The sequence below is a fragment of the Enterobacter sp. FB genome, from assembly GCF_000805795.1.
Lineage (GTDB): Bacteria > Pseudomonadota > Gammaproteobacteria > Enterobacterales > Enterobacteriaceae > Enterobacter > Enterobacter roggenkampii.
Genome location: NZ_JSZC01000004.1, coordinates 275,804 through 302,715 on the forward strand (window position 1 = coordinate 275,804; position 26,912 = coordinate 302,715).

Genomic DNA, 26,912 nt, shown 5'->3' on the forward strand with positions numbered 1-26,912 from the left:
TTATTCCCCCTGACGCTGGTAGTCGTTACGCTGCGCGTTAGCACGGCGTTGGTCCATAATGTCACCATCGCTCGAAGAAGACGTGGTTGTTGCGCTTGTGCTACCGGGTGACGCAGGTGGCAGACGCAGCAGGTTGTTCGCACCGCTGTTGTCTTTTGCTGCCGGTGCAGAACCGCCTTTCAGCATCTGATCCAGCGGCAGCACCATCAGGTTTCCGCCTTTACTGTCGTTAACCAACACTTTGCGGGTGTGGCTCAGCACTTTTTCCATGGTCTCAATATAGAGACGCTCACGGGTAATTTCCGGCGCCGCTTTATATTCCGGCAGGATCTTCGCGAAACGAGCCACTTCACCCTGTGCTTCCAGGATGGTCTGGGTCTTATACGCACGCGCTTCTTCCAGAATACGCTGCGCCTGACCGTTAGCACGTGGCTGAACTTCGTTGGTGTAGGCTTCTGCTTCACGGATGTACTGCTGTTCGTTTTCACGTGCAGCAATCGCATCGTCAAAGGCTGCTTTTACCTCTTCCGGCGGACGTGCAGCCTGGAAGTTGACGTCCAGCAGGGTAATCCCCATATTGTATGGACGAATGGTCTCTTCCAGCTCACGCTGGGTATCGCTACGGATAACGGTACGACCTTCGGTCAGGATACGGTCCATGGTGTATTTACCGATCACCCCGCGCAGGGCGCTGTCGGTCGCCTGGCGCAGGCTGTCATCGGCGCTGGTCACGCTAAACAGATAACGCTCAGGATCGGTCACGCGGTACTGCACGTTCATCTCAACGCGCACCACGTTTTCATCAGACGTCAGCATCACACCAGACGCCGCCAGTTCACGAACCGATTCCACGTTGACCGCGGTCACGTCGTCAATGAAGGTCGGTTTCCAGTTCAGGCCCGGCTCAACCAGATGGCTGAACTTGCCAAAACGCGTAACGACACCGCGTTCCGCTTCTTTAATGGTGTAGAACCCGGTAGCAGCCCAGATGATTACCACTGCAGCGGCAACAATACCGACTACGCGGCCACCCATTTGCGGGCGCGGCCCCTGGGTGGAATTTCCACCTGAGCCAGAACCTTTACCTCCGCCAAGACCACCAAGCTTCTTGCTCAGCTTGCGGAAGATATCATCCAGATCCGGCGGCCCCTGCTCGCGACCACCTTTGTTGCCATTTCCCCCAGAGTTGCCGCCTTGATTATTGCTGCTTCCCCACGGGTCGCGGTCCTGTCCGTTATTACCGGGCTGATTCCACGCCATGTATATGCTCCATATTTGTTATGCAAGGGCGAATTATTCAGGCATCCCCTTTCTGATCAGACGATATAGTCGACCAGCGCAGGTTCTTGTTTACAGAGGCGACGCCAGTCAACGATCGGCATACGCACCTGCATCCCCACGCTGCCGTCATCCTCCATCCACTCTTTTTCTATCGCCTGAAGCTGATAAAACCGGCTGCGCAGCCTGCCTTCCTGTGGCGGCAGTCGCAGCGTGTGCTGAGCTACCTCACCGGAAAGACGTTCTGTCAAAGCCTGGAAAAGCAGTGGCACACCAAGACCGGTCTGGGCAGAAAGCCAGACCCGAATCGGTTTGTTCTCTTCATCTCTGTCGATACGCGGTTCGAAATCGTCCAGCATATCGATCTTGTTCATCACCAACAGCGTTGGGATTTCGTGGGCGTCGATCTCTTCGAGCACCACGTTCACCGCGTCGATGTTCTCCTGCACGCGCACGTCTGCCGCATCAATCACGTGCAGCAGCAGGGTCGCCTGTCGCGTCTCCTGCAAGGTGGCCTTGAACGCCGCCACCAGGTCATGCGGCAGGTGACGGATAAACCCTACGGTATCCGCCAGCACCGTTTCACCGACGTCTGCAACGTCAATACGGCGCAGCGTCGGGTCCAGGGTCGCAAACAGCTGGTCTGCGGCATAAACCTGGGCCTCGGTTATCTGGTTAAACAGGGTGGATTTACCGGCGTTGGTATACCCCACCAGCGACACCGTCGGGATGTCGGCTTTGGTGCGTGCCCGACGCCCCTGCTCACGCTGTTTCTCGACCCTTTCCAGACGCGAGAGGATCTGGGTAATTCGGCCACGCAGCAAACGACGGTCGGTTTCGAGCTGGGTTTCACCCGGGCCGCGCAAACCAATCCCGCCTTTTTGTCTTTCAAGGTGGGTCCAGCCACGCACCAGACGCGTTGCCAGATGACGCAGCTGCGCCAGCTCAACCTGCAGTTTCCCTTCGTGGGTACGTGCACGCTGAGCAAAAATGTCTAAAATCAATCCCGTGCGATCGATAACACGGCATTCGCAGAGAGCTTCCAGGTTGCGCTCCTGGGCTGGAGACAGCGCATGATCAAACAACACGACTGACGCGCCGGTTGCTTTTACGGCATCCGCAATTTCGACTGCTTTACCTTCACCAACAAAATACTTTGGGTGCGGCGCTTTACGGCTACCGGTAATCACCTGCATTGCTTCGACACCGGCGGAAGAGACCAGAGATTCAAACTCCTGGAGGTCTTCCATATCTTTGTCTTGCGAAAAATAGATGTGTACCAGCACCGCCTGCTCACCGGCATCATAACGGTCAAACAAGCGTAAACCTCTCTAAAAAGATCAGCGGGGAACGCAGGATCCCTGGCTCCCCGTGTGGATAACAGTGCGAAACCTTATTCGGTCTCGTCGCTGTCCTGCGCTGGCGTTGAAGAACCCTGCGCGTTGCTGCCATGATGGTAGTTACTACCTGTGCCGCCGCCAGCGTTATTGCTGTGATGAGATACCGGACGGGACGGAACAACAGTAGAAATAGCGTGCTTATAGACCATCTGACTGACCGTGTTTTTCAACAGAATCACGAACTGATCGAAAGACTCAATCTGACCTTGCAGCTTAATACCATTCACCAAATAAATAGAAACTGGAACACGTTCCCGACGCAATGCGTTCAGGAACGGATCTTGTAAAGATTGCCCCTTAGCCATTCTATCTTTTCCTTATATGCTTGTTTTGTACTTAGAACCTTGCGATTCTGAAAAATTGCGCACGATACGCCTCAATTGTACACATTCAGTGAGCGATATCACCAACAACCTCAATCACGTCGCTTAACGCCTGTTGTGGTTTTTCACTGTCTAACCAGTGAACCCCTTCCCAACCGCGCAACCAGGTGATCTGGCGCTTCGCTAACTGTCTCGTGGCGCAAACACCTCGATAAACCATTTCATCGTATGAAATCTCACCTTCAAGGTACGACCACATCTGGCGGTATCCCACACAACGAATGGAAGGCATGTCCGTATGCAAATCTCCACGGGCAAATAGCGCCCGCACTTCTGCTTCAAAATCTGAAGCTAACATCTGATGAAAACGCTGCTCAATTCGCTGATGGAGCAGTTCACGGCTCGCCGGGGCGATGGCGAACTGATGCACCTGATACGGCAGAGCGTCTCCTGACGTTTGCGTCAGTTCCGTTAAAGTTTTACCCGAAATGAAAAAAACTTCCAGTGCCCGGGAAAGCCTTTGCGGATCATTTGGATGGATCCGCGCTGCGGCAACCGGGTCAATCTCCGCCAGTTGCTGATGCAAAACGTCCCACCCCTGCTCTGCCGCCTGCTGCTCAATTTTCGCTCTTACTTCCGGGTCCGCGGATGGCAGAGGTGATAACCCCTCCAGCAGCGCCTTGAAGTAGAGCATGGTTCCGCCAACCAACAGCGGTATACGCCCCGCCGCCGTTATCTCGGCCATCTCGGCTAAGGCATCCCGGCGAAAATCCGCTGCGGAGTAAGCCTGAGCCGGGTCGAGGATATCCAGCAAACGGTGCGGTGCCGCGCGCAGTTCTTCTGCGTCAGGCTTCGCCGTGCCGATGTCCATCCCTCGGTAGATGAGGGCGGAGTCGACGCTAATCAACTCTACCGGCAAAACTTTACGCAACTCAATGGCGAGCGCCGTTTTGCCGGAGGCCGTTGGGCCCATTAAAAAAATTGCCTTAGGCAGGCTCGCCTTACTTACGTCAATCATGTTTCAGGGCGTTCATCGCCGTTTTTAAATCAACAGGTTGTAATAACCCACCCGGCGGCGCTTTCACCAGATGCGGACAGAGGCGTTCCACCTCCGCCAGCACGCTGATGGCCTGTGCCATGCTCCACGGCGCGTGTTCGCTGGCCAGATGGCGGGCGATCCACTGCGCGGTGTTAGCGGCATCAAACGATGTTTGCTGCGCCAGGTAGCCTATCAGTTCAGGAATCAAGTTTTGTAAATTTTGTTGGCGTAAGGGTAAAGGCACTGCACGAATTGTCACATGTTGTGGTTCGAGCACAATTTCAATACCCATTTGCGCCAGCTGTGCTTCGGCACGCTGCAATATCCTTGTTTCATCAGGGGATATTTTCAGGCGAACCGGAATTAACAGCGGCTGCGCACAGGCGGCATTTTCGCCCGGCGTGAGCTGCACCTGTTTAAGCCAGCGTTCGGCAACCGGCAGTGCCAGAAGCATCAATTTGCCGTCACGTTCCAGCAGTGCCATATCCGGCGCGATAATCGTCAGCACTCGGCCAAAACTCTGGCTATGGCCGTCCAGAGAAGGCTGAGGTGCCGGAATGGGTTCTTTACGCTCTACGGCTGGCGTCTCCAGCAGTTTGCGGTACAACGCGCCCTGCTGCTTTTGATAGCCAGGCTGGGCATTCGGGTAGTTGGCGCCCGTTGGACGCGGCGCGGCCCCTGCGGAGGAAAAGCGCGGCGCTTCCGGTTCACGCGCAACGGCGGGCTCCGCAAAATGGTTGCGGCCCGCAGCGACACGGTTTTCAGGAATTGGGCGTGGCGCAGGTTCTGCGTGTTCCAGCGGCAACGGCGTTTCACCCTGCTGCTGCAGCACGCTCAGCACGCCCTGATAGATAAAATCATGCACCAGTCGCGACTGGTGGAACCGCACTTCATGCTTGGCAGGATGGACGTTCACATCCACCTGATGCGGGTCGATGTCCAGATAAAGCACGAAAGCAGGCTGCTGATCGGCCCCGAGCTTGTCTTCGCAGGCCTGGCGAATGGCGTGATTGATGAGACGGTCGCGCATCATGCGGCCGTTGACGTAGCAATACTGGATCTCCGCAAACGCAGCGCTGCTCGCGTTCGGATCGGCTACCCAGCCGCGCAGCGCCAGATCGCCGTGCTGCCACTCAATGGCCAGCGCCTGTTCCAGAAACGGGGTCCCGCAAATGGCGCCCAGCCGACGCTCTTTCTGTCCACCTTCTGCCACCGCGCGATACTGACGCATCACCTTGCCGTTGTGGCTGAGGTTGATGGTGACATCGAAACGCGCCAGCGCGATGCGGCGGATGATCTCGTCGATGTGTCCGAATTCGGTCTTCTCGGTACGCATGAACTTGCGTCGGGCGGGGGTGTTGTAGAAGAGATCTAATACTTCAAGCGTCGTGCCGACAGGGTGCGCCGCGGGTTTGACCGTCACATCCATATCGCGCCCTTCGGCGTAAGCCTGCCAGGCTTCCTGCTGTTCGGCGGTACGGGAGGTCAGCGTTAAGCGCGAAACCGAGCTGATACTGGCCAGCGCTTCACCGCGAAAGCCGAGGCTAATAATCGCTTCCAGGTCATCCAGAGAAGCTATTTTACTGGTGGCGTGACGGGCCAGCGCCAGCGCCAGCTCCTCTTTTTTAATGCCGCAGCCGTTGTCGCGAATGCGGATAAGCTTCGCGCCACCGCGCTCGATATCAATATCGATGCGGGTCGCGCCCGCATCGAGGCTGTTTTCCACCAGCTCCTTCACGACCGATGCAGGGCGTTCCACCACCTCACCGGCGGCGATTTGGTTCGCAAGCTGCGGCGGCAGAACCTGAATCGGCATGAATTCTCCTTAGTTGGTCGCGGTCATCTCACCCGGTAGCGCTGCGCTGGCCGTCTGGGCAGCGCCGCTCTGTGGCGCAGACTGCAGCGGATGGGCATCAAAGTATTTACGCAGACCGTTATAAATCGCTTCGGCAATTTGCTGCTGATAGCTGTCGCTTCCCAGCAGACGCTCTTCACCGTTGTTACTGATAAAGCCCGTCTCTACAAGGATGGACGGGATATCTGGCGAGCGCAGAACGCCGAGGCTGGCATGTTCAGGACGACGCTTATGCAGCACACCAATGCTTTGCAACTGGTTCAATACGTTAGTGGCCACATCATACCCGACGCGCTGAGAATGACCGAATTGTAAATCCAGCACCGCCTGGCTCAGGTACGGGTCTGACTGGCTGTTTGCCAGCACATCGCCCGCGCCGCCTAGCAGTTCAGACTGCTTCTCATGCTCTTCCAGCCAGTTGGCCATTTCGCTGTTGGCGCGACGGTTCGAGAGTACCCATACCGAGGCACCGGTCGCGTTACGGTTAGGCGCAGCATCCGCGTGGATGGAAACCAGGAAATTCGCATTCTGCTTGCGCGCGACGTCCGAACGCCCCATTACCGAAATGAAGTAATCCCCGTCGCGGGTCAACACGCCTTTGAACGTAGGATCGTCGTTGAGCAGTGCACGCAGCTTACGGGCAATGGCGATGGTGACATTTTTCTCTTGCGTCCCACTCGGGCCAATCGCACCCGGGTCCTGTCCACCGTGACCTGCATCAATGGCGATAATCACTTTGTCACCGCTGGTCGCAGCACGGCGCGTACTCACCGCCGGACGGGTCACCGTATTGCTGCTGGTTGCCGCAGTGATGCGATCGTTCTGCGATTTAAACGGATTACGCGCGGGTTCAGCAGGACGCGGCGTATACACCGGTTCTTCCACGCGTTTGGCAACGACAGGCGGCGGTGGAGGCGGCGGCGGGACATCGGCATTGATGGTAAAGACCACCGTATAGTTCGCCCCGTTTTGCTGCTTCACCGCCTTCGTTTTGCCCTTTTCGGTCAGATCGACCACCAGGCGTAACGACTGGCTATCCTGCGGCGTACCCGAACGGATACTTTTCACCAGGTTGTTGCCGCTGAACTGCAGCGGTAATCCCTGGATCACGCCTGTCTGTTTGATATCCAGCGCCACGCTGTGGCTGTCTGGCTGTGAAAACGCATACTCAGGATCGCCCATAAAGCTGAACGTGATTCGAGCCTGGCTTTCGCCGTTCGAGACCTGAATATCTGAAAGATTTGCCGCCCCGGCCTGCGCGCACAGCAGCACGGTGGCAGCCAACAACCAACCTTTAACGCGATTTATCATCCCGTCATCCCTACGCTTAACCGGCCAGACGCGCCAGTAAGGAACTGCCTGATGAGGAAACAGCACTGATGCGTGCCTCACGCCCTTGAGCCTGGTAATCTAAGTGAATTTCGACATCCGGGTCAGGCAGCACACCCGCACCTTGTTGCGGCCACTCCACCAGGCAAATGGCGTCGTTGGCAAAATAATCACGGATCCCCATAAATTCCAGCTCCTCAGGATCCGCAAGGCGGTATAAATCGAAGTGGTACACCATGAGATTTTCAAGGGTGTACGGTTCTACCAGCGTGTAGGTTGGGCTTTTCACATTCCCGTTATGCCCTAACGCCTGCAAAAAACCCCGGCTGAAGGTGGTTTTACCCGCCCCTAAATCACCATACAGATAAATGACGGTTGCCCCCTGACAGGCCTGCGCCACGCGCTTGCCGAGATCTAAAGTGGCTTGTTCATCAGGTAAAGGAATCGCTCGATTAGTCATTTTCTACGTCAATCACATCCGGGTTAACTACACGCCGCAGCGTGCAAAAGAGATCGGTGGCCAGCATACCGCGCGTACCGTAACGCGCAGCCAGTTTATCTGCCGCAACGCCGTGGGCCACGCAGCCCGCACAGGCTGCATCATAAAGGGGAAGTTTCTGTCCAAGCAATGCGCCGATGATGCCGGAAAGCACATCGCCCATGCCGCCGCTCGCCATGCCCGCATTTCCGGCATCAATAATGCCCTGCGTCTCGTCACTGGCAACAACGGTTCCCGCCCCTTTTAAAACGGCAACACCTCCGTAACGTTTTACCAGACGCTGAGCAGAAAGTAAGCGATCGCTTTCAATTTCTGCCACGCTGCAGTTAAGCAGCCGCGCGGCTTCGCCGGGGTGTGGCGTCAGAATGCGATTGTGACGCTTATCCGGGTTTATTGCCAGAAGGTTAAGCGCGTCGGCATCCCACAGCATCGGTTTGCGAAAATTCTCGACCTTTTGCAGGGCCTGTTTACCCCACACTTGCTGCCCAAGCCCGGGACCGATCACCACCACGTCCGCCCATTCGAGGCTTTCCTCCAGCGTCTGGAGCGTAAGCTCATGGACCATCAGCTCTGGTCGGGCCGTGACGATCGGCGCAATATTCTCAATGCGAGTGAGCACTCGCACTAATCCGGCGCCGCTGCGCAGAGCCGCTTCACCAGTCATGCGAATCGCACCCGCCGTACCGTGGTCACCGCCCACAATCACCAGCCTGCCGTGATCGCCCTTATGTGACGTTGGTCGTCGCGGCGGGAGCCACGCTGCAAGCTGCGACGCATCATAACGCGCGAGGTGCGTTTCCTGCCCGGCCAGCCAGCTCTCCAGCCCCAGCGCACTGTGGTGCAACACGCCAACGACATCCCGCGCTTTGCCGGTCAGTAATCCTGGCTTCAGGGCGATAAAGGTTACCGTATGTGCCGCCTGAATCACCGCCCCCGGCGTCGCGCCGGTTTGTGCAATCAGGCCAGAGGGAATATCCAGGGCGACTACCGGCGCGGAATGTCTGTTAGCGTGTTCAATGAGTGCGGCAACGTTTTCGCGCGGCGCGCTGCGCAGCCCGGTGCCCAGCAGCCCGTCAACAATCAGATCAACATCCTCTGGCCAGACGATATCAGGCGCATGAATCACACCGCCGGCGTTCAGCCATGTCTCCCGCGCCGCGCTGGCCTCTTCCGGCAGCGGTTTATCACTTTCGAGAGCCAGCAAGGTCACGCGGATACCCGCAGCCACCGCGAGACGGGCGACGACGTAGCCGTCACCGCCGTTGTTGCCGTGCCCGCACAGAATCAGCCAGTGGGCGACCTGCGGCCAGGCGCTACGGGCAACGTCAAACGCTGCCTCACCCGCACGGAGCATCAGTTCATACAGGGTAATCCCGAGGCTGTCTGCAGCCTCTTTTTCGGCGCGCCGGAGGTCATCCGCATGCCAGATGGAATGTGGTATACTTGCGGGGTTTTTCTTCACCGTATGGTCCGTCATGTCACAGCCCCTCGATCTCAATGAATTAGCGCAAAAAATCAAACAGTGGGGTGCTGAGCTTGGCTTCCAGAAGGTAGGCATTACCGATACCGACCTCTCCGCCAGCGAGCCCAAACTGCAGGCCTGGCTGGACAAACAATACCACGGCGAAATGGAGTGGATGGCACGTCATGGCATGATGCGCGCCCGTCCACACGAGCTTTTGCCGGGCACATTACGCGTCATCAGCGTGCGCATGAACTACCTGCCCGCCAACGCGGCCTTTGCGCGCACGCTCAAAGACCCCTCGCTGGGTTACGTTAGCCGGTACGCCCTCGGTCGTGATTACCATAAGCTTCTGCGTAACCGTTTAAAAAAACTCGGGGAAACTATTCAGCAGCACTGTGTTTCGCTGAATTTTAGACCCTTTGTCGATTCCGCGCCTATTCTTGAGCGTCCGATCGCCGAAAAAGCCGGACTTGGCTGGACAGGTAAGCACTCACTTATTCTTAGCCGCGACGCCGGATCGTTCTTCTTCCTCGGTGAACTGCTGATTGATTTACCGCTGCCGGTAGACGGCCCGGTAGAGGAAGGCTGTGGCCGCTGCGTGGCCTGTATGACCATCTGCCCCACCGGCGCCATCGTTGAGCCTTACACCGTTGATGCGCGCCGCTGTATCTCCTACCTCACGATCGAACTGGAAGGCGCCATTCCAGAGGAGTTCCGACCGCTTATCGGCAACCGCATCTACGGCTGCGACGATTGCCAGCTCATCTGCCCGTGGAACCGCTATTCACAGCTCACCGACGAAGAGGATTTCAGCCCGCGCAAGGCGCTCCATGCCCCGCCGCTCGCTGAACTCTTCGCCTGGACCGAAGCCTGGTTCCTGAAAGTGACGGAGGGTTCGGCCATTCGCCGTATCGGCCATCTGCGCTGGCTGCGAAATGTGGCCGTCGCGCTGGGGAATGCCCCGTGGGATGAAGCGAATATTCGGGCGCTTGAAAGCCGTAGAGGTGAGCACCCACTTCTTGATGAACACATAGAATGGGCGATTGCGCAGCAAGTTGAGAAACGTAATGCCTGTGTGGTCGAGGTGCAGCTACCGAAGAAACAGCGTCTGGTGAGGGTGATTGAAAAAGGGCTTCCGCGGGATGCCTGAACTATTCACAGCCTGTGAATAAAATTACAAACTCAAGCGCCATCTGGGCTGGAGAAGAGATCAAGTGATCTCAATAACATTTTGAAATCAAATTTCATGAAGTAAATACAGTAGCTTATGAAGATATTATTCACCCTGCTAAGTTTTAACCCTGTTTCGGTTAAGCGCAGTTTCTGTGGATAACTCTGTTCACAAGAGTATTTCAGAGAAAACAGAAAACGTCCCCAGCGATTCTTTTCGCTGTGGATATTTTAGAGATGAAGAAGAATTTGGAGCGGGAAACGAGACTCGAACTCGCGACCCCGACCTTGGCAAGGTCGTGCTCTACCAACTGAGCTATTCCCGCTTGGGTGGTCCGTGCTGTGGAAGCACTTTCAAATTTTGGAGCGGGAAACGAGACTCGAACTCGCGACCCCGACCTTGGCAAGGTCGTGCTCTACCAACTGAGCTATTCCCGCTTGGGCAGTCTGTGCTGTGAAAGCACTTTCAAATTTTGGAGCGGGAAACGAGACTCGAACTCGCGACCCCGACCTTGGCAAGGTCGTGCTCTACCAACTGAGCTATTCCCGCAAATCTGCACTGCTTTTGTTGCTGTCGTAACGTGTAATTCTCTGTCGTTACGGGAGGCGCATTATACGAGAAATCCTTTTAGCTGCAACCCCCCTTAAAGCGATTTTTTCGAAATTCAGTTCAAATGCTTATTTAATCGGCAAGCTGCACAATTTAACGACAAAAACCCGGCCACGCAAGGCGCCGGATCTCAAAATCACAGCTTAATAAAGTTTTCGCGGTAGTAAGAAAGCTCCGCCACGGACTCTCGGATATCGTCCATCGCCTGGTGCGTCCCCTGCTTTTTAAAGCCGTCGAGGATTTCAGGCTTCCAGCGACGCGCCAGCTCTTTCAGCGTGCTGACATCCAGATAGCGGTAGTGGAAGTAAGACTCCAGCTCCGGCATATACTTAAACAGGAAACGACGATCCTGGCCGATGCTATTCCCACAAATAGGTGATTTGCCCGCCGGAACCCACTGTTTCAGGAACTCAAGCGTCGCCAGCTCCGCCTCACGGTCACCCATGGTGCTCGCCTTCACGCGCTCCACCAGGCCACTGCCGGTGTGGGTACGCACGTTCCACTCGTCCATCAACGCCAGCTGGTCATCAGACTGATGCACCGCAATCGTAGGCCCTTCCGCCAGGATATTCAGGTTGGCGTCCGTCACCAGGGTCGCAATTTCAATAATGCGATCGCGCTCGGGATCCAGCCCGGTCATTTCGAGATCGATCCAAATCAGGTTGTTTTCATCCGCGCTCATGTTATTTTCCACCCTTCTCGCATAACCGGCAGTAGCAGGTTAACTAGTATTAATTAGAGTGTATCATAGAGGTTTTGCCCCCTACGGGCGACCAGGAGCCAGCGCGATTGAGTAAAAATAAACTCTCCAAAGGGCAGCAGCGCCGCGTGAATGCCAATCACCAGCGCCGTCTTAAAACCACTGCGGAGAAGGTCGATTACGACGACAACCTGTTTGGCGACCCAACGGAAGGCGTAGTCATCAGCCGTTTCGGTATGCACGTTGACGTGGAATCCGCCGATGGTGCCATTCACCGCTGCAACATCCGCCGGACCATTCGTTCTCTGGTGACCGGCGACCGCGTCGTCTGGCGACCGGGTAAAGAGGCGGCGGAAGGCGTAACGGTAAAAGGTATTGTTGAAGCGGTCCATGAGCGTACGTCCGTGTTAACCCGTCCCGATTTCTACGACGGGGTCAAACCGATTGCCGCCAACATTAACCAGATTGTTATCGTATCGGCGATTTTGCCCGAACTGTCGCTCAATATTATCGACCGATACCTCGTCGCCTGCGAAACGCTGCAGGTTGAACCGATCATCGTGCTGAACAAAATCGATCTGCTGGACGACGACGGGATGGCCTTCGTCAATGAGCAGATGGATATCTATCGCAAGATTGGCTACCGCGTCCTGATGGTCTCCAGCTACACCAAAGATGGCCTGAAACCGCTTGAAGAGGCACTGACCGACCGCATCAGCATCTTTGCGGGCCAGTCCGGCGTGGGTAAATCGAGCCTGCTGAACAACCTGCTTGGCCTTCAGCAAGAGATCCTCACCAACGATGTGTCTGACGTCTCGGGCCTGGGCCAGCACACCACCACCGCGTCACGCCTGTATCACTTCCCACATGGCGGCGACGTGATCGACTCCCCGGGCGTGCGAGAGTTCGGTTTGTGGCACCTTGAGCCGGAACAAATCTTTAACGGATTTGTCGAATTCCATGATTATTTAGGCGCTTGCAAGTACCGCGACTGTAAACACGATAACGATCCAGGCTGCGCTATCCGTGAAGCGGTTGAGAAAGGCGAAATCGCGGAGACCCGCTTCGAGAATTATCACCGCATTCTTGAGAGCATGGATCAGGTAAAAACGCGTAAAAACTTTTCTGATTCTGATAACTGACAACTAAGCTAAGCATCGCTAAAATCGTCCCCTTTTTTCAGGTTCCGGTGGCTTACCGCCGGATCAGGAACGACAAAACAATGGCCTGGAGGCTACCTTGTTAAACGCATTTAAACTTTCGCTTCAATACATTCTGCCAAAACTGTGGCTCACTCGCCTGGCGGGCTGGGGCGCGAGCAAACGCGCAGGCTGGCTGACCAAACTGGTCATCGACCTTTTCGTAAAATATTACAAGGTCGACATGAAAGAGGCGCAGAAGCCGGATACCGCCAGCTACCGCACCTTCAACGAATTCTTCGTGCGCCCGCTGCGTGACGACGTGCGCCCGGTGAACACCGACCCTAACGTCCTGGTGATGCCGGCAGACGGCGTGATCAGCCAGTTGGGTAACATCGAAGACGACAAAATTCTGCAGGCGAAGGGCCATAACTACAGCCTGGAAGCGCTGCTGGCGGGTAACTACCTGATGGCGGATCTGTTCCGCAACGGTACCTTTGCCACCACCTATCTGTCACCGCGCGACTACCACCGTGTGCACATGCCGTGTAACGGCATCCTGCGTGAAATGATTTACGTCCCGGGCGATCTGTTCTCCGTGAACCACCTGACCGCGCAGAACGTGCCAAACCTGTTTGCCCGTAACGAGCGCGTCATCTGCCTGTTCGATACTGAATTTGGCCCTATGGCCCAGATTCTGGTCGGTGCGACCATCGTCGGCAGCATCGAAACCGTCTGGGCAGGCACCATCACCCCGCCGCGCGAAGGCGTGATCAAACGCTGGACCTGGCCTGCCGGTGAAGCGGAAGGTTCCGTGGCCCTGCTCAAAGGTCAGGAGATGGGCCGCTTTAAGCTGGGCTCCACCGTGATCAACCTGTTTGCGCCGGGCAAAGTGAAGCTGGCTGAAGAGCTTGAAAGCCTGTCGGTGACAAAGCTGGGCCAGCCGCTGGCGGTCTCTACCGAAACCTTCGTGACGCCAGATGCAGAGCCTGCTCCGCTGTCACAGGAAGAGATCCAGGCCGAGCACGACGCCAGCCCGCTGGTTGACGACAAAAAAGACGAAGGCTAACAACAGAAGGATCGCTGACGTGCGCCCGATTATCGTTCTACTGATGGCCTGGTGCCTCAGCATGGGGGCGTACGCAGCGACAGCCCCCGACGCCAAACAGATAACCCAGGAACTGGAGCAGGCAAAAGCGGCCAAACCCGCTCAGCCAGAGACCGTCGAGTCGCTCCAGTCCGCACTGAACGCGCTTGAGGAGCGGAAAGGCTCGCTTGAGCGCGCTCAGCAGTATCAGCAGGTTATCGACAACTTCCCCAAACTCTCGCAGACGCTGCGCGCGCAGCTCAATAACTTGCGCGACGAACCGCGCGATGTGCCGGCAGGCATGACCTCCGACGCGCTGAACCAGGAGATCCTGCAGGTCAGCAGCCAGCTTCTGGAAAAGAGCCGCCTTGCTCAGCAGGAGCAGGAGCGAGCGCGCGAAATTGCCGACTCCCTCAGCCAGCTTCCGCAACAGCAAACCGACGCCCGCCGCCAGCTTAATGAAGTTGAGCGCCGCGTGGGAACACAAAACGGCAACACGCCACAGGCGCAGGCCCAAAATCTGGGCCTGCAGGCAGAATCGGCTCGCCTGAAGGCCCTTGTCGATGAGCTCGAGCTGGCGCAGCTTTCCGCCAATAACCGCCAGGAGCTGTCGCGGATGCGCTCAGAACTCGCTCAGAAGCAGAGCGAGCAGCTGGACGCCTATCTTCAGGCCTTGCGCAACCAGCTCAATAGCCAGCGCCAGCGTGAAGCGGAGCGCGCGCTGGAAAGTACAGAGCTGCTGGCAGAAAATAGCGATAACCTGCCTGCTGGCATCGTCGAGCAGTTTAAGGTCAACCGTGAGCTTTCGGCCGCGCTGAATCAACAGGCGCAGCGTATGGATCTGGTGGCCTCGCAGCAGCGTCAGGCCACTAATCAAACCCTTCAGGTTCGCCAGGCGCTCAACACCCTGCGCGAACAGTCCCAGTGGCTCGGATCGTCAAACCTGCTGGGCGAAGCGCTACGCGCCCAGGTCGCGCGCCTGCCGGAGATGCCAAAGCCGCAGCAGCTGGATACCGAAATGGCCCAGCTACGTGTTCAGCGACTGCATTTTGAAGATCTTCTCAATAAGCAGCCGCAAATCCGCCAGATCCGTCAGGCTGACGGACAGCCTCTGACCAGCGAGCAAAGCCGCATTCTGGAAGCCCAGCTGCGTACCCAGCGTGAACTGCTGAACTCTCTGCTCCAGGGCGGGGATACGCTGATTCTTGAGCTGACCAAGCTAAAAGTGTCCAACAGCCAGCTGGAAGATGCGTTGAAAGAGGTGAACGAGGCGACGCACCGTTATCTCTTCTGGACGTCCGACGTGCGTCCGATGACCTTCTCGTGGCCAATTGAGATTGTCCAGGATCTCCGCCGTCTGATTTCGCTGGATACCTTCAGCCAGCTGGGACAGGCCAGCGTGATGATGCTCACCAGCAAAGAGACCATTTTCCCGCTGCTGGGGGCGTTAATTCTGGTGGGCTTCAGCATTTACTCGCGCAGACATTTCACCCGCTTCCTCGAGCGTTCCAGTTCCCGGGTGGGGAAGGTTACCCAGGATCACTTCTGGCTGACGTTGCGCACCGTATTCTGGTCGATTCTCGTCGCCTCCCCGCTGCCGGTGCTGTGGATGACGCTGGGCTATGGCCTGCGGGAAGCCTGGCCCTATCCGCTCGCGGTAGCGATTGGCGATGGCGTCACCGCCACGGTACCGCTGCTGTGGGTGGTAATGATTTGCGCCACCTTTGCGCGACCCAATGGCCTGTTCATCGCCCACTTTGGCTGGCCGCGTCATCGCGTGGCGCGCGCCATGCGTTACTATCTGATGAGCATCGGGCTGATTGTGCCGCTGATTATGGCGCTGATCATGTTCGATAATCTCAACGACCGGGAGTTTTCAGGCTCGCTGGGCCGCCTCTGCTTTATGCTGATATGCGGAGCGCTGGCCATCGTCACGCTCAGCCTGAAACGCGCGGGTATTCCGCTCTATCTGGATAAAACCGGCAGCGGCGACAATATGTTCAACCGGCTGCTCTGGAACCTGCTGCTCAGCGCACCGTTGATTGCGATGCTGGCAGCCGCGGTGGGTTACCTGGCGACGTCACAGGCGCTGTTGGCACGTCTCGAAACCTCGGTGGCCATCTGGTTCCTGCTGCTGGTGGTGTATCACGTTATCCGCCGCTGGATGCTGATTCAGCGCCGCCGTCTGGCGTTTGACCGTGCCAAGCATCGCCGGGCGGAGATCCTCGCCCAGCGCGCGCGGGGTGAGGAGGAGCCAAACCACGTTAACAGTACGGAAGGTACGACGGAGGCGGATGAGGTCGAACTGGATCTGGATGCCATCAGTACCCAGTCCCTGCGTCTGGTTCGCTCCATCCTGATGCTGATTGCCCTCCTGTCGGTCATCTTCCTGTGGTCGGAGATCCACTCGGCATTTGGCTTCCTGGAGAACATCTCGCTGTGGGACGTGACCTCTACGGTGCAGGGCGTTGAAAGCCTGGAGCCGATCACCTTAGGGGCGGTGCTGATTGCCATTCTGGTGCTGATCATCACCACCCAGCTGGTGCGCAACTTCCCGGCGCTGCTGGAGCTGGCGCTGCTGCAGCATCTGGATTTAACGCCGGGTACGGGCTATGCAATCACGACCATTACCAAGTATCTGATCATGCTGTTTGGCGGTCTGGTTGGCTTCTCGATGATCGGCATTGAGTGGTCGAAGCTCCAGTGGCTCGTCGCAGCGCTCGGCGTTGGATTAGGTTTTGGTTTACAGGAGATCTTCGCCAACTTCATCTCTGGCCTGATCATTCTGTTCGAAAAACCGATCCGCATTGGCGATACCGTCACGATCCGCGATCTGACCGGCAGCATCACGAAGATCAACACCCGAGCGACGACGATCAGCGACTGGGATCGGAAAGAGATCATCGTGCCAAACAAGGCGTTTATTACCGAGCAGTTCATCAACTGGTCGCTCTCAGACTCCGTTACCCGTGTGGTGCTGACGGTACCGGCACCGTCGGACGCGAACAGCGAAGAGGTCACCCAGATCCTCTACACTGCCGCGGAGCGCTGCTCGCTGGTCATCGACAACCCGGCGCCGGAAGTCTTCCTTGTGGATTTACAGCAGGGGATTCAGATTTTCGAGCTGCGTATCTACGCCGCCGAAATGGGCCACCGTATGCCGCTGCGCCATGAGATCCACCAGCTGATTCTGGCGGGCTTCCGCGAGCACGGTATTGATATGCCGTTCCCACCGTTCCAGATGCGTCTGGAAAGCCTGGACGGGCGTAAAACGGGAAGAACGCTGACGTCAGCGGCGCGTACGCGCCCGGCGGGCAGCTTATAACGCGTCTCCCCTCCCTTTCGGGAGGGGAATATTCCCGCTACGCCACTTCTGCGATGTACGCCGTCGCGCGTCGACGGTAATTCTCATAAATCCCCATCGCCAGCAGCGAGAAGAAGATTGGGCCGCCCACCATCCACAGCGCGCTGTTCCAGTCGTTCGCCTCAATCACCGGCTGAATGATGGTGAAAATATTGGCAAACGCCACCACCAGCAGCACCACCGTGGTGGCCAACAGCGTTGCCGCGCGGGTTTTGAAGATCACAAACGGACGCTCAAGATCCTGCTTTGCCTTAAAGAACGGGAATGCCAGGGTCAGAAACAGGTACGGCAGCGTCATCGACACGTTCGCCATCAGGGTCAGCTTGTTATAGAACGCCGATGCGGTATCACCGCCAAATGACACCAGCAGAATAAACATGCACACCAGCAGACACTGCATCCACATAGCGTTGGCAGGCATGCCTGCGGTATTGAGCTGGGTCATGCGTCCCGGCCACAGCGCTTTTGGCGTACCCTGGATGATCGCTTTCAGCGGCGAGTAGATCAGCGTGAAGAATGCGCCAGTATAGGCAAGGAACATCGACAGGCCGGTAATGCGCGCAAACCAGATCCCCATGGTGGCCGATGCTTCCGGCGTCAGGTGCATGGCGTTACCCAGCGTCATCCCCAGGCTTTTCATCAGCACGTAGGTAATGTTCCCGAGGTTGGTGGTGTTGTTACTCAATACCTGCTGCCAGTTGGTGCTGACGCCCCAGAGGAAAATCGCCAGTGAATAGCCGATGGAAATCACGATAGCGGCAAAAATAATCCCTTTGGCAAAGTTCTTTTCCGGGTTCTCGGTCTTGTCGACCAGCCCGCCCACCGCTTCAATACCGCCGTAGGCGAAGATGGCAAACACCACGAAGGAGAGCATGGCCAGCCCGGACTGGTAACCTGGATTAGGCGAGGAAACGAAGTTCACCTCCTGCGCAAAATGACCACCGTTCAGGCACAGAATGGCAATACTCACCAGCAGCAGCACCAGGTTCAGACACATCACGGAAATACCGCCAACGGCAGTGATACGGGCAATTTTGTTGATGCCTTTTGACGCCACCAGCGTGACCACCACCATCCAGCATACCGCCAGAATCCCGACGACCTGCGTGGAGCTCAGCCCGGCTAACGACCAGACCTGCGTTTTATCGGCACCGAAAAGAAACGTGGAGAATGGCACCCAGACTTTGGCCGCCGTGCTGACCATCCAGACGACATAAGAGGAGAACCACATAAACGTGCCGATAAAGGCATAACGCGGGCCGACGCTGTTGTTCATCCATGAGTAGATCCCGCCCTCTTCTTTCCGGTAAGCCGAGCCCATCTCCGCCATCATCAGCGCAAACGGGATAAAGAAGAACAGAGCCGAAACGATATAAAACGGCGTCGCGCTGTAACCCATCAGATAGAACGCTGATGGGCTGTTGGCAAAGCCAAAGACTGAGGTAAATATCATCAGGATGAGCCCGGTGAGGGTCATCTTTTTGAGTGACTGGGACATAGAACCATCCGAAAAGGAATTAAACTGCGCGGATGGTAGCAGATGACCAGACTAATATTGTGGCTATAAGGGGCAAATTAAGAAAAAGACCCGTATATTAATAACATGGCAGTTTTTAATGTGGTAGGGCCAAATGACCGAGTAGGCCGGGTAAGCGACAGCGCCACCCGGCAATTCTTTAAGCGCGATCGACCGTAAAAGCAATCACATCGCCAAGCTGCTCTGCGCCCAGGGCCAGCATGACCAGACGGTCAACACCCAGCGCCACGCCGGAGCAATCCGGCAGACCTGCTTTTAATGCTTCAAGCAGATTAACATCAATAGGCTGCTGCGGCAGGCCGCGCGCGGCGCGCTTGCGGTTATCCTGCTCGAAACGTTGCGCCTGCTCGCGCGCGTCGGTCAGTTCGTGGAAGCCGTTCGCCAGCTCAATGCCTTTGTAATAGACCTCAAAACGCTCTGCCACACGGTGGTCTTCGGTACTGATCTGCGCCAGTGACGCCTGGCTTGCCGGGAAGTGATAGACAAACGTCGGACGGTCTTTGCCAATCTGCGGTTCCACGCCGAAGGTGAACAGCAGCTGCAGCAGCGTGTCGCGGTCCTCTTCGGTATCTGCCACGTAGCTCAGATCCAGTTTTGCCGCCACTTCGCGCAGCAGGGTTTTGTCCGCCGACAGCGGATCGATTTCCAGATGGCGCTGGAAGGCCTGCTGATAAGAGAGCGTTTCCGCTTCTGAGCAATCCAGAACCTGCTGAAGCAGATCGTCCACCTCATTCATCAGGCGGTACATATCATAATGCGGGCGGTACCACTCCAGCATGGTGAATTCCGGGTTGTGGTGACGACCCATCTCTTCGTTGCGGAAGCTACGGCACAGCTGATAGACCGGACCACATCCCGCCGCCAGCAGGCGTTTCATGTGGTATTCCGGGCTGGTCATCAGATACAAATTCATGCCCTGAGAGTGGCCGGGGCCAACAAAACGGGTTTCAAACGGGACCAGATGAATATCCGTTACCGTTGCCTGACTCATGCACGGGGTTTCCACCTCCAGGACGCCGCGGTCGGCAAAGAAACGGCGAATCTCCGTCATAATTGCAGCGCGTTTTAACAGATTAGGGATGGATGCGCTCGGCTCCCAGGTGGCCGTTTCGCTCATGAGTTGTTCTCCGATTTCAGACAAGGGCACGAAGTCTACTCGTTAGCAGGGACAGAGACAAATTTTGCGCAGTAAAAAAGCGCATTTCATTTAGGTGAACAATTGCGTGATGCAATTCATCAATCTCAATGATAAATCGCCGGACAGAACAGCAAAAAAATCGAACACGTCAAATTTCCCTGACATCTACACGGTTATACTGTTTTACCCATAAAGGAGCAGTGGAAACGCTTTCGCAATCGTCCTTTTGGACGGGTGAACTACCTTTAGTTTGTCGCGTTGCGAAATAACAAAAATCTGGAGGAATGTCGTGCAAACTTTTCAGGCCGATCTTGCCGTAATAGGCGCTGGCGGGGCTGGATTACGTGCTGCGATTGCTGCAGCGCAAGCTAATCCCAACGCTAAAATCGCATTGATTTCAAAAGTCTATCCAATGCGCAGCCACACGGTGGCCGCAGAAGGAGGATCCGCCGCCGTTGCGCAGGATCATGACAGCTTTGAATACCATTTCCACGACACGGTTGCAGGGGGCGACTGGCTTTGCGAACAGGATGTCGTTGACTACTTTGTGCACCATTGTCCAACGGAGATGACCCAGCTTGAACAGTGGGGATGTCCGTGGAGTCGTCGCCCGGACGGCAGCGTCAACGTTCGTCGCTTCGGCGGCATGAAGATCGAACGTACCTGGTTCGCCGCCGATAAGACCGGCTTCCACATGCTGCACACCCTGTTCCAGACCTCCCTTCAGTTCCCACAAATCCAGCGCTTTGATGAGCATTTCGTTCTCGACATTCTGGTGGATGATGGACACGCGCGCGGCCTGGTGGCGATGAACATGATGGAAGGCACGCTCGTCCAGATCCGCGCCAATGCGGTGGTGATGGCGACGGGCGGTGCGGGCCGTGTTTATCGTTATAACACCAACGGCGGCATCGTCACCGGCGACGGTATGGGTATGGCGCTCAGCCACGGCGTGCCGCTGCGCGATATGGAGTTCGTGCAGTATCACCCAACCGGTCTGCCGGGCTCCGGTATTCTGATGACGGAAGGCTGCCGCGGTGAAGGCGGTATCCTGGTCAACAAAAACGGCTACCGCTACCTGCAGGATTACGGCATGGGCCCGGAAACCCCGCTCGGCGAGCCGAAGAACAAGTACATGGAACTCGGCCCGCGCGACAAAGTCTCTCAGGCCTTCTGGCACGAATGGCGCAAAGGCAACACCATCTCCACACCGCGTGGCGACGTGGTTCACCTCGACCTGCGCCATCTGGGCGAGAAAAAGCTGCTGGAACGTCTGCCGTTTATCTGCGAGCTGGCGAAAGCCTACGTCGGCGTCGACCCGGTGAAAGAACCGATTCCGGTACGCCCAACGGCGCACTACACCATGGGCGGGATCGAAACCGACCAGCAGTGCGAAACCCGTATCAAGGGTCTGTTCGCCGTCGGTGAATGTTCCTCCGTGGGCCTGCACGGTGCTAACCGCCTCGGCTCAAACTCGCTGGCCGAGCTGGTGGTCTTTGGCCGCATGGCGGGCGAGCGCGCGATGGAACGCGCGGCAACCGCTGGCGAAGCTAACGGTGCCGCGCTGGATGCGCAGGTCGCAGACGTTGAAAAACGCCTGAAAGATCTGGTGAACCAGGAAGGTAACGAGAACTGGTCTAAGATCCGCGACGAGATGGGCCTGTCGATGGAAGAAGGTTGCGGAATCTACCGTACCCCTGAGCTGATGCAAAAAACCGTCGATAAGCTGGCGGAACTGCAGGAGCGCTTCAAGCGCGTGCGCATCACCGACACCTCCAGCGTCTTCAACACCGACCTGCTCTATACCATCGAGCTGGGCCACGGCCTGAACGTGGCGGAATGTATGGCGCACTCTGCGCTGGCGCGTAAAGAGTCGCGTGGGGCGCACCAGCGTCTTGATGAAGGCTGTACCGAACGTGACGACGTCAACTTCCTGAAACACACTCTCGCCTGGCGCGATGCGGATGGCACCACACGTCTGGACTACAGCGACGTGAAAATCACCACGCTGCCGCCGGCTAAACGCGTGTACGGTGCAGAAGCAGAAGCCGCCGAGAAGAAGGAGAAGGCGAATGGCTGAGATGCAAAAACTGAAAGTTGAAGTGGTGCGCTACAACCCGGAAGTGGATGCCGCACCGCACAGCGCTTTCTATGAAGTTCCTTACGACGAGCAAACCTCCCTGCTGGACGCGCTCGGGTATATCAAAGACAACCTGGCACCAGACCTGAGCTACCGCTGGTCCTGCCGCATGGCGATCTGCGGCTCCTGCGGCATGATGGTCAACAAGGTGCCGAAGCTGGCCTGTAAGACCTTCCTGCGTGACTACACCAAAGGCATCAAGGTCGAAGCCCTGGGCAACTTCCCTATCGAGCGCGATCTGGTAGTCGATATGACCCACTTTATCGAAAGCCTGGAAGCCATTAAGCCCTACATCATTGGCAACCCGCGCACGCCGGATCAGGGGCCAAACACCCAGACCCCGGCTCAGATGGCGAAATACCATCAGTTCTCCGGCTGCATTAACTGCGGTCTTTGCTACGCCGCCTGTCCGCAGTTTGGCCTGAACCCCGAGTTCATCGGCCCGGCCGCCATTACGCTGGCGCACCGCTATAACGAAGACAGCCGCGACCACGGTAAAAAAGAACGTATGGCGCAGCTTAACAGCCAGAACGGCGTCTGGACCTGTACCTTTGTGGGTTATTGCTCCGAAGTCTGTCCGAAGCACGTCGACCCGGCCGCCGCCATTCAGCAGGGTAAAGTGGAAAGCTCGAAAGACTTTCTTATCGCTACCCTGAAACCACGCTAAGGAGTGCATGATGACGACTAAACGCAAAGCCTATGTGCGACCTGTGCCGTCCACCTGGTGGAAAAACCTGCCGTTTTATCGCTTCTACATGCTGCGTGAAGGCACAGCGGTACCGGCGGTCTGGTTCAGCCTTGAGCTGATGTACGGCGTTTTTGCCCTCAAGCATGGCCCGGAAACCTGGGCCAGCTTTGTCGGTTTCCTGCAAAACCCGATCATTGTCATTCTGAACCTGATCGTGCTTGCAGCCGCGCTGCTGCATACCAAAACCTGGTTTGAACTGGCACCAAAAGCGGCGAACATCATCGTAAAAGGCGAGAAAATGGGGCCAGAGCCGGTGATTAAGGGGCTCTGGGCGGTGACGATTCTGGTCACTGTGGTCATTCTGTTTGTCGCACTGTTCTGGTAAGGAGACTACTGTGATCAATCCAAATCCAAAACGTTCTGACGAGCCGGTCTTCTGGGGCCTCTTTGGCGCAGGCGGCATGTGGAGTGCCATCATTGCCCCCGTCATCATTCTGCTGGTGGGCATTATGCTGCCGCTGGGGCTGTTCCCGGGCGATGCGCTGAGCTACGAACGCGTACTGGCGTTCGCGAGCAGCTTTATCGGCCGCGTGTTCATCTTCCTGATGATCGTCCTGCCGCTGTGGTGTGGCCTGCACCGTATTCACCATGCGATGCATGACCTGAAAATCCATGTACCGAGCGGGAAATGGGTATTCTACGGTCTGGCGACCATCCTGACCGTGGTCACGCTGATTGCCGTGATCACTATCTGACGCCTCTGGCCCGCCATCTGGCGGGCCTTTTATTTCTGCATCTTCCCCACCAGCCATTGAGCAAACTCGCGCATTGCGGGCGTTTCTGCGCGTGACTGCAGCCTCGTGAGCCAGTAGCTGCCAAGGTCAATCTGCGTCGCAAAGGGTTGCACAATGCGCTCACTGTTCAGCAGATGGGTGAACATATCGACAGGGGCAATCGCGATGCCCGTACCTGCCTGCGCGGCTTCCAGCATGGTCACGGACGAATCAAATACCATTACCCGGTGCGTCGGTGAAGGCGGGTTTTCTCCCGCGGCCTGCATCCAGGCGGTCCACTCGTCGCGCCGGTAAGAACGCAGCAGGGTAAACTTCAGGATATCGGCAGGGGTGTGCAACGCGGCAGCAATGTCAGGCGTGCAAAGCGGCGCAAGCGATGCAGGGCAAAGAAACGTCGCTTCCGTGCCGTGCCACGCCCCGCCGCCATAACGAATGGCGTAATCAAGCCCCTCGGCTGCCGGATCGACGCGATTGTTGTGCGTCGACAGCTGAAGATCGATATGCGGATAGCAGCGACGAAAGTCAGCGAGCTGCGAGAATAACACCCCCGTAGCAAAGGTACCCACCACGCCAATTTTCAGCTTCTCCTGGGCGCGCTGGCTGGCAAAGCGATCCAGCATTCCGGCAATTCGGTCGAACGAGTCATTCAGTACCGGCAGCAAATTCTCGCCTTCCGTGGTCAGCATCAGCCCACGCGAAACGCGGACGAACAGCTGGCAATTAAGGTGCTGCTCCAGCGCCTTTACGTGCTGGCTAATCGCGGAATGGGTGACATTCAGCTCGATAGCGGCATGCGTAAAACTGAGGTGCCTTGCGGCCGCTTCGAAGGCGCGAAGCGAATTAAGCGGAAGATAGCTGCGGGTCATGGCCCCATCCGTTAGAAAAATTAACAGCTAATGCTAAATTTAACCGTTTGTCAGCCACAGTCAAATCCAACAGACTACAGCGGTCTGACGGGCCCGGACACTCCCTTGAACTGCTATTACGGAAGATAACCGATGATGACAAAATCCCTAAGCTGTGCCCTGCTGCTCAGCGTCACCAGCTCTGCATTCGCCGCACCGATGTCCGAAAAACAGCTGGCTGAGGTGGTGGAACGTACCTTTACGCCGCTGATGAACGCGCAGGCCATTCCGGGTATGGCGGTGGCGGTAATTTATCAGGGTCAGCCACACTACTTTACCTTCGGTAAAGCCGATGTTGCGGCGAACAAACCCGTCACCCCGCAAACCCTGTTTGAGCTGGGCTCTATAAGTAAAACCTTCACCGGCGTACTGGGCGGCGATGCCATTGCCCGGGGTGAAATAGCGCTGGGCGATCCGGTAGCAAAATACTGGCCTGAGCTCACGGGCAAGCAGTGGCAGGGCATTCGCATGCTGGATCTGGCAACCTATACCGCAGGTGGTCTGCCGTTACAGGTGCCGGATGAGGTCACGGATACCGCCTCTCTGCTGCGCTTTTATCAAAACTGGCAGCCGCAGTGGAAGCCGGGTACCACGCGTCTTTACGCTAACGCCAGCATCGGTCTTTTTGGTGCGCTGGCGGTCAAACCTTCCGGCATGAGCTATGAGCAGGCCATGACGACGCGGGTCTTTAAACCCCTCAAGCTGTATCATACCTGGATTAACGTCCCGAAAGCGGAAGAGGCGCATTACGCCTGGGGATACCGTGAGGGTAAAGCGGTCCACGTTTCGCCAGGGATGCTGGACGCGGAAGCCTATGGCGTAAAAACTAACGTGAAGGATATGGCGAGCTGGCTGATAGCCAACATGAAGCCGGATTCTCTTCAGGCTTCCTCACTCAAGCAAGGCATTGCTCTGGCGCAGTCTCGCTACTGGCGCGTGGGGGCCATGTATCAGGGGTTGGGCTGGGAGATGCTCAACTGGCCGGTCGATGCCAAAACCGTCGTCGGAGGCAGTGATAACAAGGTGGCGCTGGCACCATTGCCCGTGGCAGAAGTGAATCCACCCGCGCCGCCGGTTAAGGCCTCCTGGGTCCATAAAACAGGCTCGACGGGTGGGTTTGGCAGCTACGTGGCATTTATTCCTGAAAAGCAGCTCGGCATTGTGATGCTGGCGAATAAAAGCTATCCGAACCCGGCACGCGTTGAGGCGGCATACCGTATCCTCGACGCGCTGCAGTAAAACATTGCCGGGTGGCGGCTTCGCCTTACCCGGCCTTCAAAACCACGGTGTGCGGCGAAATTCGCCGCACAATCTTCCGCATTTTTCCTGCTGTCATCTACACTTAACAAAAAACAGTAAGGAAACTCCTATGCGCATTCTGCCTGTTATCGCCGCGGTGACAGCCGCGTTTTTAGTGGTTGCCTGCAGTTCCCCTACACCGCCTCCTGGCGTCACCGTCGTCACGCCTTTTGATGCACAACGCTTCCTTGGAACATGGTATGAAATCGCGCGCCTCGACCATCGGTTTGAGCAGGGTTTAGAGAAGGTCACGGCGAATTACAGTCCGATGGATGATGGCGGTATTCAGGTGATCAACCGGGGCTATAATCCCGATCGGGAGATGTGGCAGCAGTCGGTGGGAAAAGCGTACTTCACTGGCGACCCGCGACGGGCCGCGCTTAAGGTCTCTTTCTTTGGTCCGTTTTATGGCGGTTATAACGTGATAGCGCTCGACAAAGCGTATCGCCATGCGCTGGTCTGTGGGCCGGATCGCGACTACCTGTGGATACTCTCCCGCACGCCAACTATTTCACCCGAAATGAAGCAGCAGATGCTGGACGTCGCGACCCGGCAAGGGTTTGATGTATCAAAACTTATCTGGGTAAAACAGCCCCATTAGTGGGTGCTGAGCTTAAGCCCAACGATCCCGGCCACAATCAGAGCGAGGCTGGCGATACGCGCCAGACTCGCTGACTCGCCGAGTAGCAAAATGCCGGTAATGGCGGCCCCCACTGCGCCAATACCCGTCCAGACGGCATAAGCCGTTCCCACAGGCAAAGAGCGCATCGCCCAGGATAGCAGAACAATACTGACTATCATGGCGGTAACGGTAATGACGCTGGGCGTCAGGCGGGTAAATCCGTGGGTGTACTTGAGACCAATCGCCCATACCACTTCGAGCAGGCCAGCAATAAAAAGAATGATCCAGGACATGTCAGGCTCCTTAACTTAATGCAAGTTGGGGCCGTCCCCGGTGAAAGAAACGCTTACGGGTCGTCCCGTAAGGCAGAGATTACGCCACCTATTGTGGTTAGCGTGCTATTTTTTTTCAATCCTTTTTTGCTGAACACGTTAAGGCAAGAAATAGCCGCAGTATGGCGCGGAGTTCCGGCTTTTAGCACTCATCCGACTTCTCTATGATGATGTGCTTTCTGATGGCAGGAAGCCAAAC

General features: G+C 56.7%; 23 protein-coding genes and 3 tRNA genes. 10 read left to right on the forward strand and 16 right to left on the reverse strand.

Annotated features, from left to right (window positions below; translation table 11 throughout):
* From hflK to nnr, 8 genes are all read right to left on the reverse strand, one after another.
* Positions 1 to 1,260 (reverse strand): FtsH protease activity modulator HflK, encoded by a 1,260-nt coding sequence (hflK, locus tag PI91_RS02165; protein ID WP_039265370.1) that lies wholly within the window; start codon positions 1,258 to 1,260, stop codon positions 1 to 3.
* A gap of 56 nt (positions 1,261 to 1,316) precedes the next feature.
* A complete protein-coding gene (gene hflX / locus PI91_RS02170; RefSeq protein WP_008502918.1) occupies positions 1,317 to 2,597 on the reverse strand; it encodes a ribosome rescue GTPase HflX in 1,281 nt (426 codons plus the stop codon).
* A 74-nt stretch (positions 2,598 to 2,671) separates the two neighbouring features.
* Complete coding sequence (gene hfq / locus PI91_RS02175) at positions 2,672 to 2,983, reverse strand: RNA chaperone Hfq (RefSeq protein WP_008502919.1); 312 nt, start codon at positions 2,981 to 2,983, stop codon at positions 2,672 to 2,674.
* Positions 2,984 to 3,068: 85 nt separating this feature from the next.
* Positions 3,069 to 4,019: a tRNA (adenosine(37)-N6)-dimethylallyltransferase MiaA gene (gene miaA, locus PI91_RS02180; RefSeq protein ID WP_008502920.1), complete on the reverse strand. Its 951-nt coding sequence runs from the start codon at positions 4,017 to 4,019 to the stop codon at positions 3,069 to 3,071.
* The gene (mutL, locus tag PI91_RS02185; protein ID WP_039265371.1) at positions 4,012 to 5,856 is read right to left on the reverse strand and encodes a DNA mismatch repair endonuclease MutL; all 1,845 of its coding nucleotides are present in this window, start codon (positions 5,854 to 5,856) and stop codon (positions 4,012 to 4,014) included. Before mutL ends, miaA begins: the two co-directional genes overlap by 8 nt.
* A 9-nt stretch (positions 5,857 to 5,865) precedes the next feature.
* Positions 5,866 to 7,206 (reverse strand): N-acetylmuramoyl-L-alanine amidase AmiB, encoded by a 1,341-nt coding sequence (gene amiB, locus PI91_RS02190; RefSeq protein ID WP_032655266.1) that lies wholly within the window; start codon positions 7,204 to 7,206, stop codon positions 5,866 to 5,868.
* Positions 7,207 to 7,222: 16 nt separating this feature from the next.
* Positions 7,223 to 7,684 carry a tRNA (adenosine(37)-N6)-threonylcarbamoyltransferase complex ATPase subunit type 1 TsaE gene (gene tsaE, locus PI91_RS02195; protein ID WP_008502923.1) on the reverse strand — a complete coding sequence of 154 codons (462 nt, stop codon included), beginning with the start codon at positions 7,682 to 7,684 and terminating at the stop codon, positions 7,223 to 7,225.
* The gene (nnr, locus tag PI91_RS02200) at positions 7,677 to 9,200 is read right to left on the reverse strand and encodes a bifunctional ADP-dependent NAD(P)H-hydrate dehydratase/NAD(P)H-hydrate epimerase (protein WP_039265372.1); all 1,524 of its coding nucleotides are present in this window, start codon (positions 9,198 to 9,200) and stop codon (positions 7,677 to 7,679) included. Before nnr ends, tsaE begins: the two co-directional genes overlap by 8 nt.
* Between nnr and queG the strand changes: the two genes are divergently transcribed.
* Entirely contained in the window at positions 9,199 to 10,338 is a 1,140-nt protein-coding gene (gene queG, locus PI91_RS02205) for a tRNA epoxyqueuosine(34) reductase QueG (protein WP_023345299.1), read from the forward strand. The two genes, nnr and queG, sit on opposite strands and share 2 nt — an antisense overlap.
* 270 nt (positions 10,339 to 10,608) lie before the next feature.
* On the opposite strand, the gene PI91_RS02210 is transcribed toward queG, so the two are convergent.
* The 4 genes from PI91_RS02210 to orn form a co-directional block, all read right to left on the reverse strand.
* Positions 10,609 to 10,684, reverse strand: a tRNA-Gly gene (locus tag PI91_RS02210).
* A gap of 36 nt (positions 10,685 to 10,720) precedes the next feature.
* A tRNA-Gly gene (locus PI91_RS02215) sits at positions 10,721 to 10,796 on the reverse strand.
* Between the two features lie 36 nt (positions 10,797 to 10,832).
* A tRNA-Gly gene (locus PI91_RS02220) sits at positions 10,833 to 10,908 on the reverse strand.
* A 196-nt stretch (positions 10,909 to 11,104) separates the two neighbouring features.
* Positions 11,105 to 11,650 (reverse strand): oligoribonuclease, encoded by a 546-nt coding sequence (gene orn / locus PI91_RS02225; RefSeq protein WP_008502926.1) that lies wholly within the window; start codon positions 11,648 to 11,650, stop codon positions 11,105 to 11,107.
* A gap of 107 nt (positions 11,651 to 11,757) precedes the next feature.
* Here orn and rsgA point away from each other — a divergent pair, with 107 nt between their 5' ends.
* From rsgA to mscM, 3 genes are all read left to right on the forward strand, one after another.
* Positions 11,758 to 12,810 carry a small ribosomal subunit biogenesis GTPase RsgA gene (gene rsgA / locus PI91_RS02230; RefSeq protein ID WP_039265373.1) on the forward strand — a complete coding sequence of 351 codons (1,053 nt, stop codon included), beginning with the start codon at positions 11,758 to 11,760 and terminating at the stop codon, positions 12,808 to 12,810.
* A 97-nt stretch (positions 12,811 to 12,907) separates the two neighbouring features.
* The gene (asd, locus tag PI91_RS02235; protein ID WP_032664547.1) at positions 12,908 to 13,876 is read left to right on the forward strand and encodes an archaetidylserine decarboxylase; all 969 of its coding nucleotides are present in this window, start codon (positions 12,908 to 12,910) and stop codon (positions 13,874 to 13,876) included.
* A gap of 19 nt (positions 13,877 to 13,895) precedes the next feature.
* Complete coding sequence (gene mscM, locus PI91_RS02240; protein ID WP_032664546.1) at positions 13,896 to 17,219, forward strand: miniconductance mechanosensitive channel MscM; 3,324 nt, start codon at positions 13,896 to 13,898, stop codon at positions 17,217 to 17,219.
* Positions 17,220 to 17,256: 37 nt separating this feature from the next.
* On the opposite strand, the gene yjeM is transcribed toward mscM, so the two are convergent.
* On the reverse strand, positions 17,257 to 18,756 hold the full coding sequence (yjeM, locus tag PI91_RS02245) for a glutamate/gamma-aminobutyrate family transporter YjeM (protein WP_039265374.1): 1,500 nt from the start codon (positions 18,754 to 18,756) through the stop codon (positions 17,257 to 17,259).
* Positions 18,757 to 18,934: 178 nt separating this feature from the next.
* Positions 18,935 to 19,912, reverse strand: a complete 978-nt coding sequence (gene epmA, locus PI91_RS02250) for an elongation factor P--(R)-beta-lysine ligase (protein WP_039265375.1) — start codon at positions 19,910 to 19,912, stop codon at positions 18,935 to 18,937.
* 310 nt (positions 19,913 to 20,222) lie between these two features.
* Between epmA and frdA the strand changes: the two genes are divergently transcribed.
* From frdA to frdD, 4 genes are read left to right on the forward strand one after another with little or no spacing between them, the layout of a single operon-like run.
* Positions 20,223 to 22,013, forward strand: a complete 1,791-nt coding sequence (gene frdA / locus PI91_RS02255; RefSeq protein WP_008502932.1) for a fumarate reductase (quinol) flavoprotein subunit — start codon at positions 20,223 to 20,225, stop codon at positions 22,011 to 22,013.
* The gene (locus PI91_RS02260) at positions 22,006 to 22,740 is read left to right on the forward strand and encodes a succinate dehydrogenase/fumarate reductase iron-sulfur subunit (RefSeq protein WP_003855955.1); all 735 of its coding nucleotides are present in this window, start codon (positions 22,006 to 22,008) and stop codon (positions 22,738 to 22,740) included. The genes frdA and PI91_RS02260 overlap by 8 nt, the downstream gene beginning before the upstream one ends.
* A 10-nt stretch (positions 22,741 to 22,750) precedes the next feature.
* Positions 22,751 to 23,146 (forward strand): fumarate reductase subunit FrdC, encoded by a 396-nt coding sequence (gene frdC / locus PI91_RS02265; protein ID WP_008502933.1) that lies wholly within the window; start codon positions 22,751 to 22,753, stop codon positions 23,144 to 23,146.
* Positions 23,147 to 23,156: 10 nt separating this feature from the next.
* Positions 23,157 to 23,516, forward strand: a complete 360-nt coding sequence (gene frdD, locus PI91_RS02270; RefSeq protein WP_008502934.1) for a fumarate reductase subunit FrdD — start codon at positions 23,157 to 23,159, stop codon at positions 23,514 to 23,516.
* A gap of 29 nt (positions 23,517 to 23,545) precedes the next feature.
* Here the strand turns inward: frdD and ampR are convergent, their stop codons facing one another.
* A complete protein-coding gene (gene ampR / locus PI91_RS02275) occupies positions 23,546 to 24,421 on the reverse strand; it encodes a LysR family transcriptional regulator AmpR (protein ID WP_039265376.1) in 876 nt (291 codons plus the stop codon).
* 132 nt (positions 24,422 to 24,553) lie between these two features.
* On the opposite strand from ampR, the gene blaMIR reads away from it, so the two are divergent.
* Together blaMIR and PI91_RS02285 are read left to right on the forward strand one after the other, a co-directional pair.
* Entirely contained in the window at positions 24,554 to 25,699 is a 1,146-nt protein-coding gene (gene blaMIR, locus PI91_RS02280) for an MIR family cephalosporin-hydrolyzing class C beta-lactamase (protein WP_039265377.1), read from the forward strand.
* 130 nt (positions 25,700 to 25,829) lie between these two features.
* Positions 25,830 to 26,360, forward strand: coding sequence for a lipocalin family protein (locus PI91_RS02285; RefSeq protein WP_021240724.1), 531 nt, complete (start codon positions 25,830 to 25,832; stop codon positions 26,358 to 26,360).
* Here PI91_RS02285 and sugE read toward each other — a convergent pair.
* Positions 26,357 to 26,674 carry a quaternary ammonium compound efflux SMR transporter SugE gene (gene sugE, locus PI91_RS02290; protein ID WP_008502938.1) on the reverse strand — a complete coding sequence of 106 codons (318 nt, stop codon included), beginning with the start codon at positions 26,672 to 26,674 and terminating at the stop codon, positions 26,357 to 26,359. The genes PI91_RS02285 and sugE overlap by 4 nt on opposite strands.
* Positions 26,675 to 26,912 lie beyond the last annotated feature (238 nt).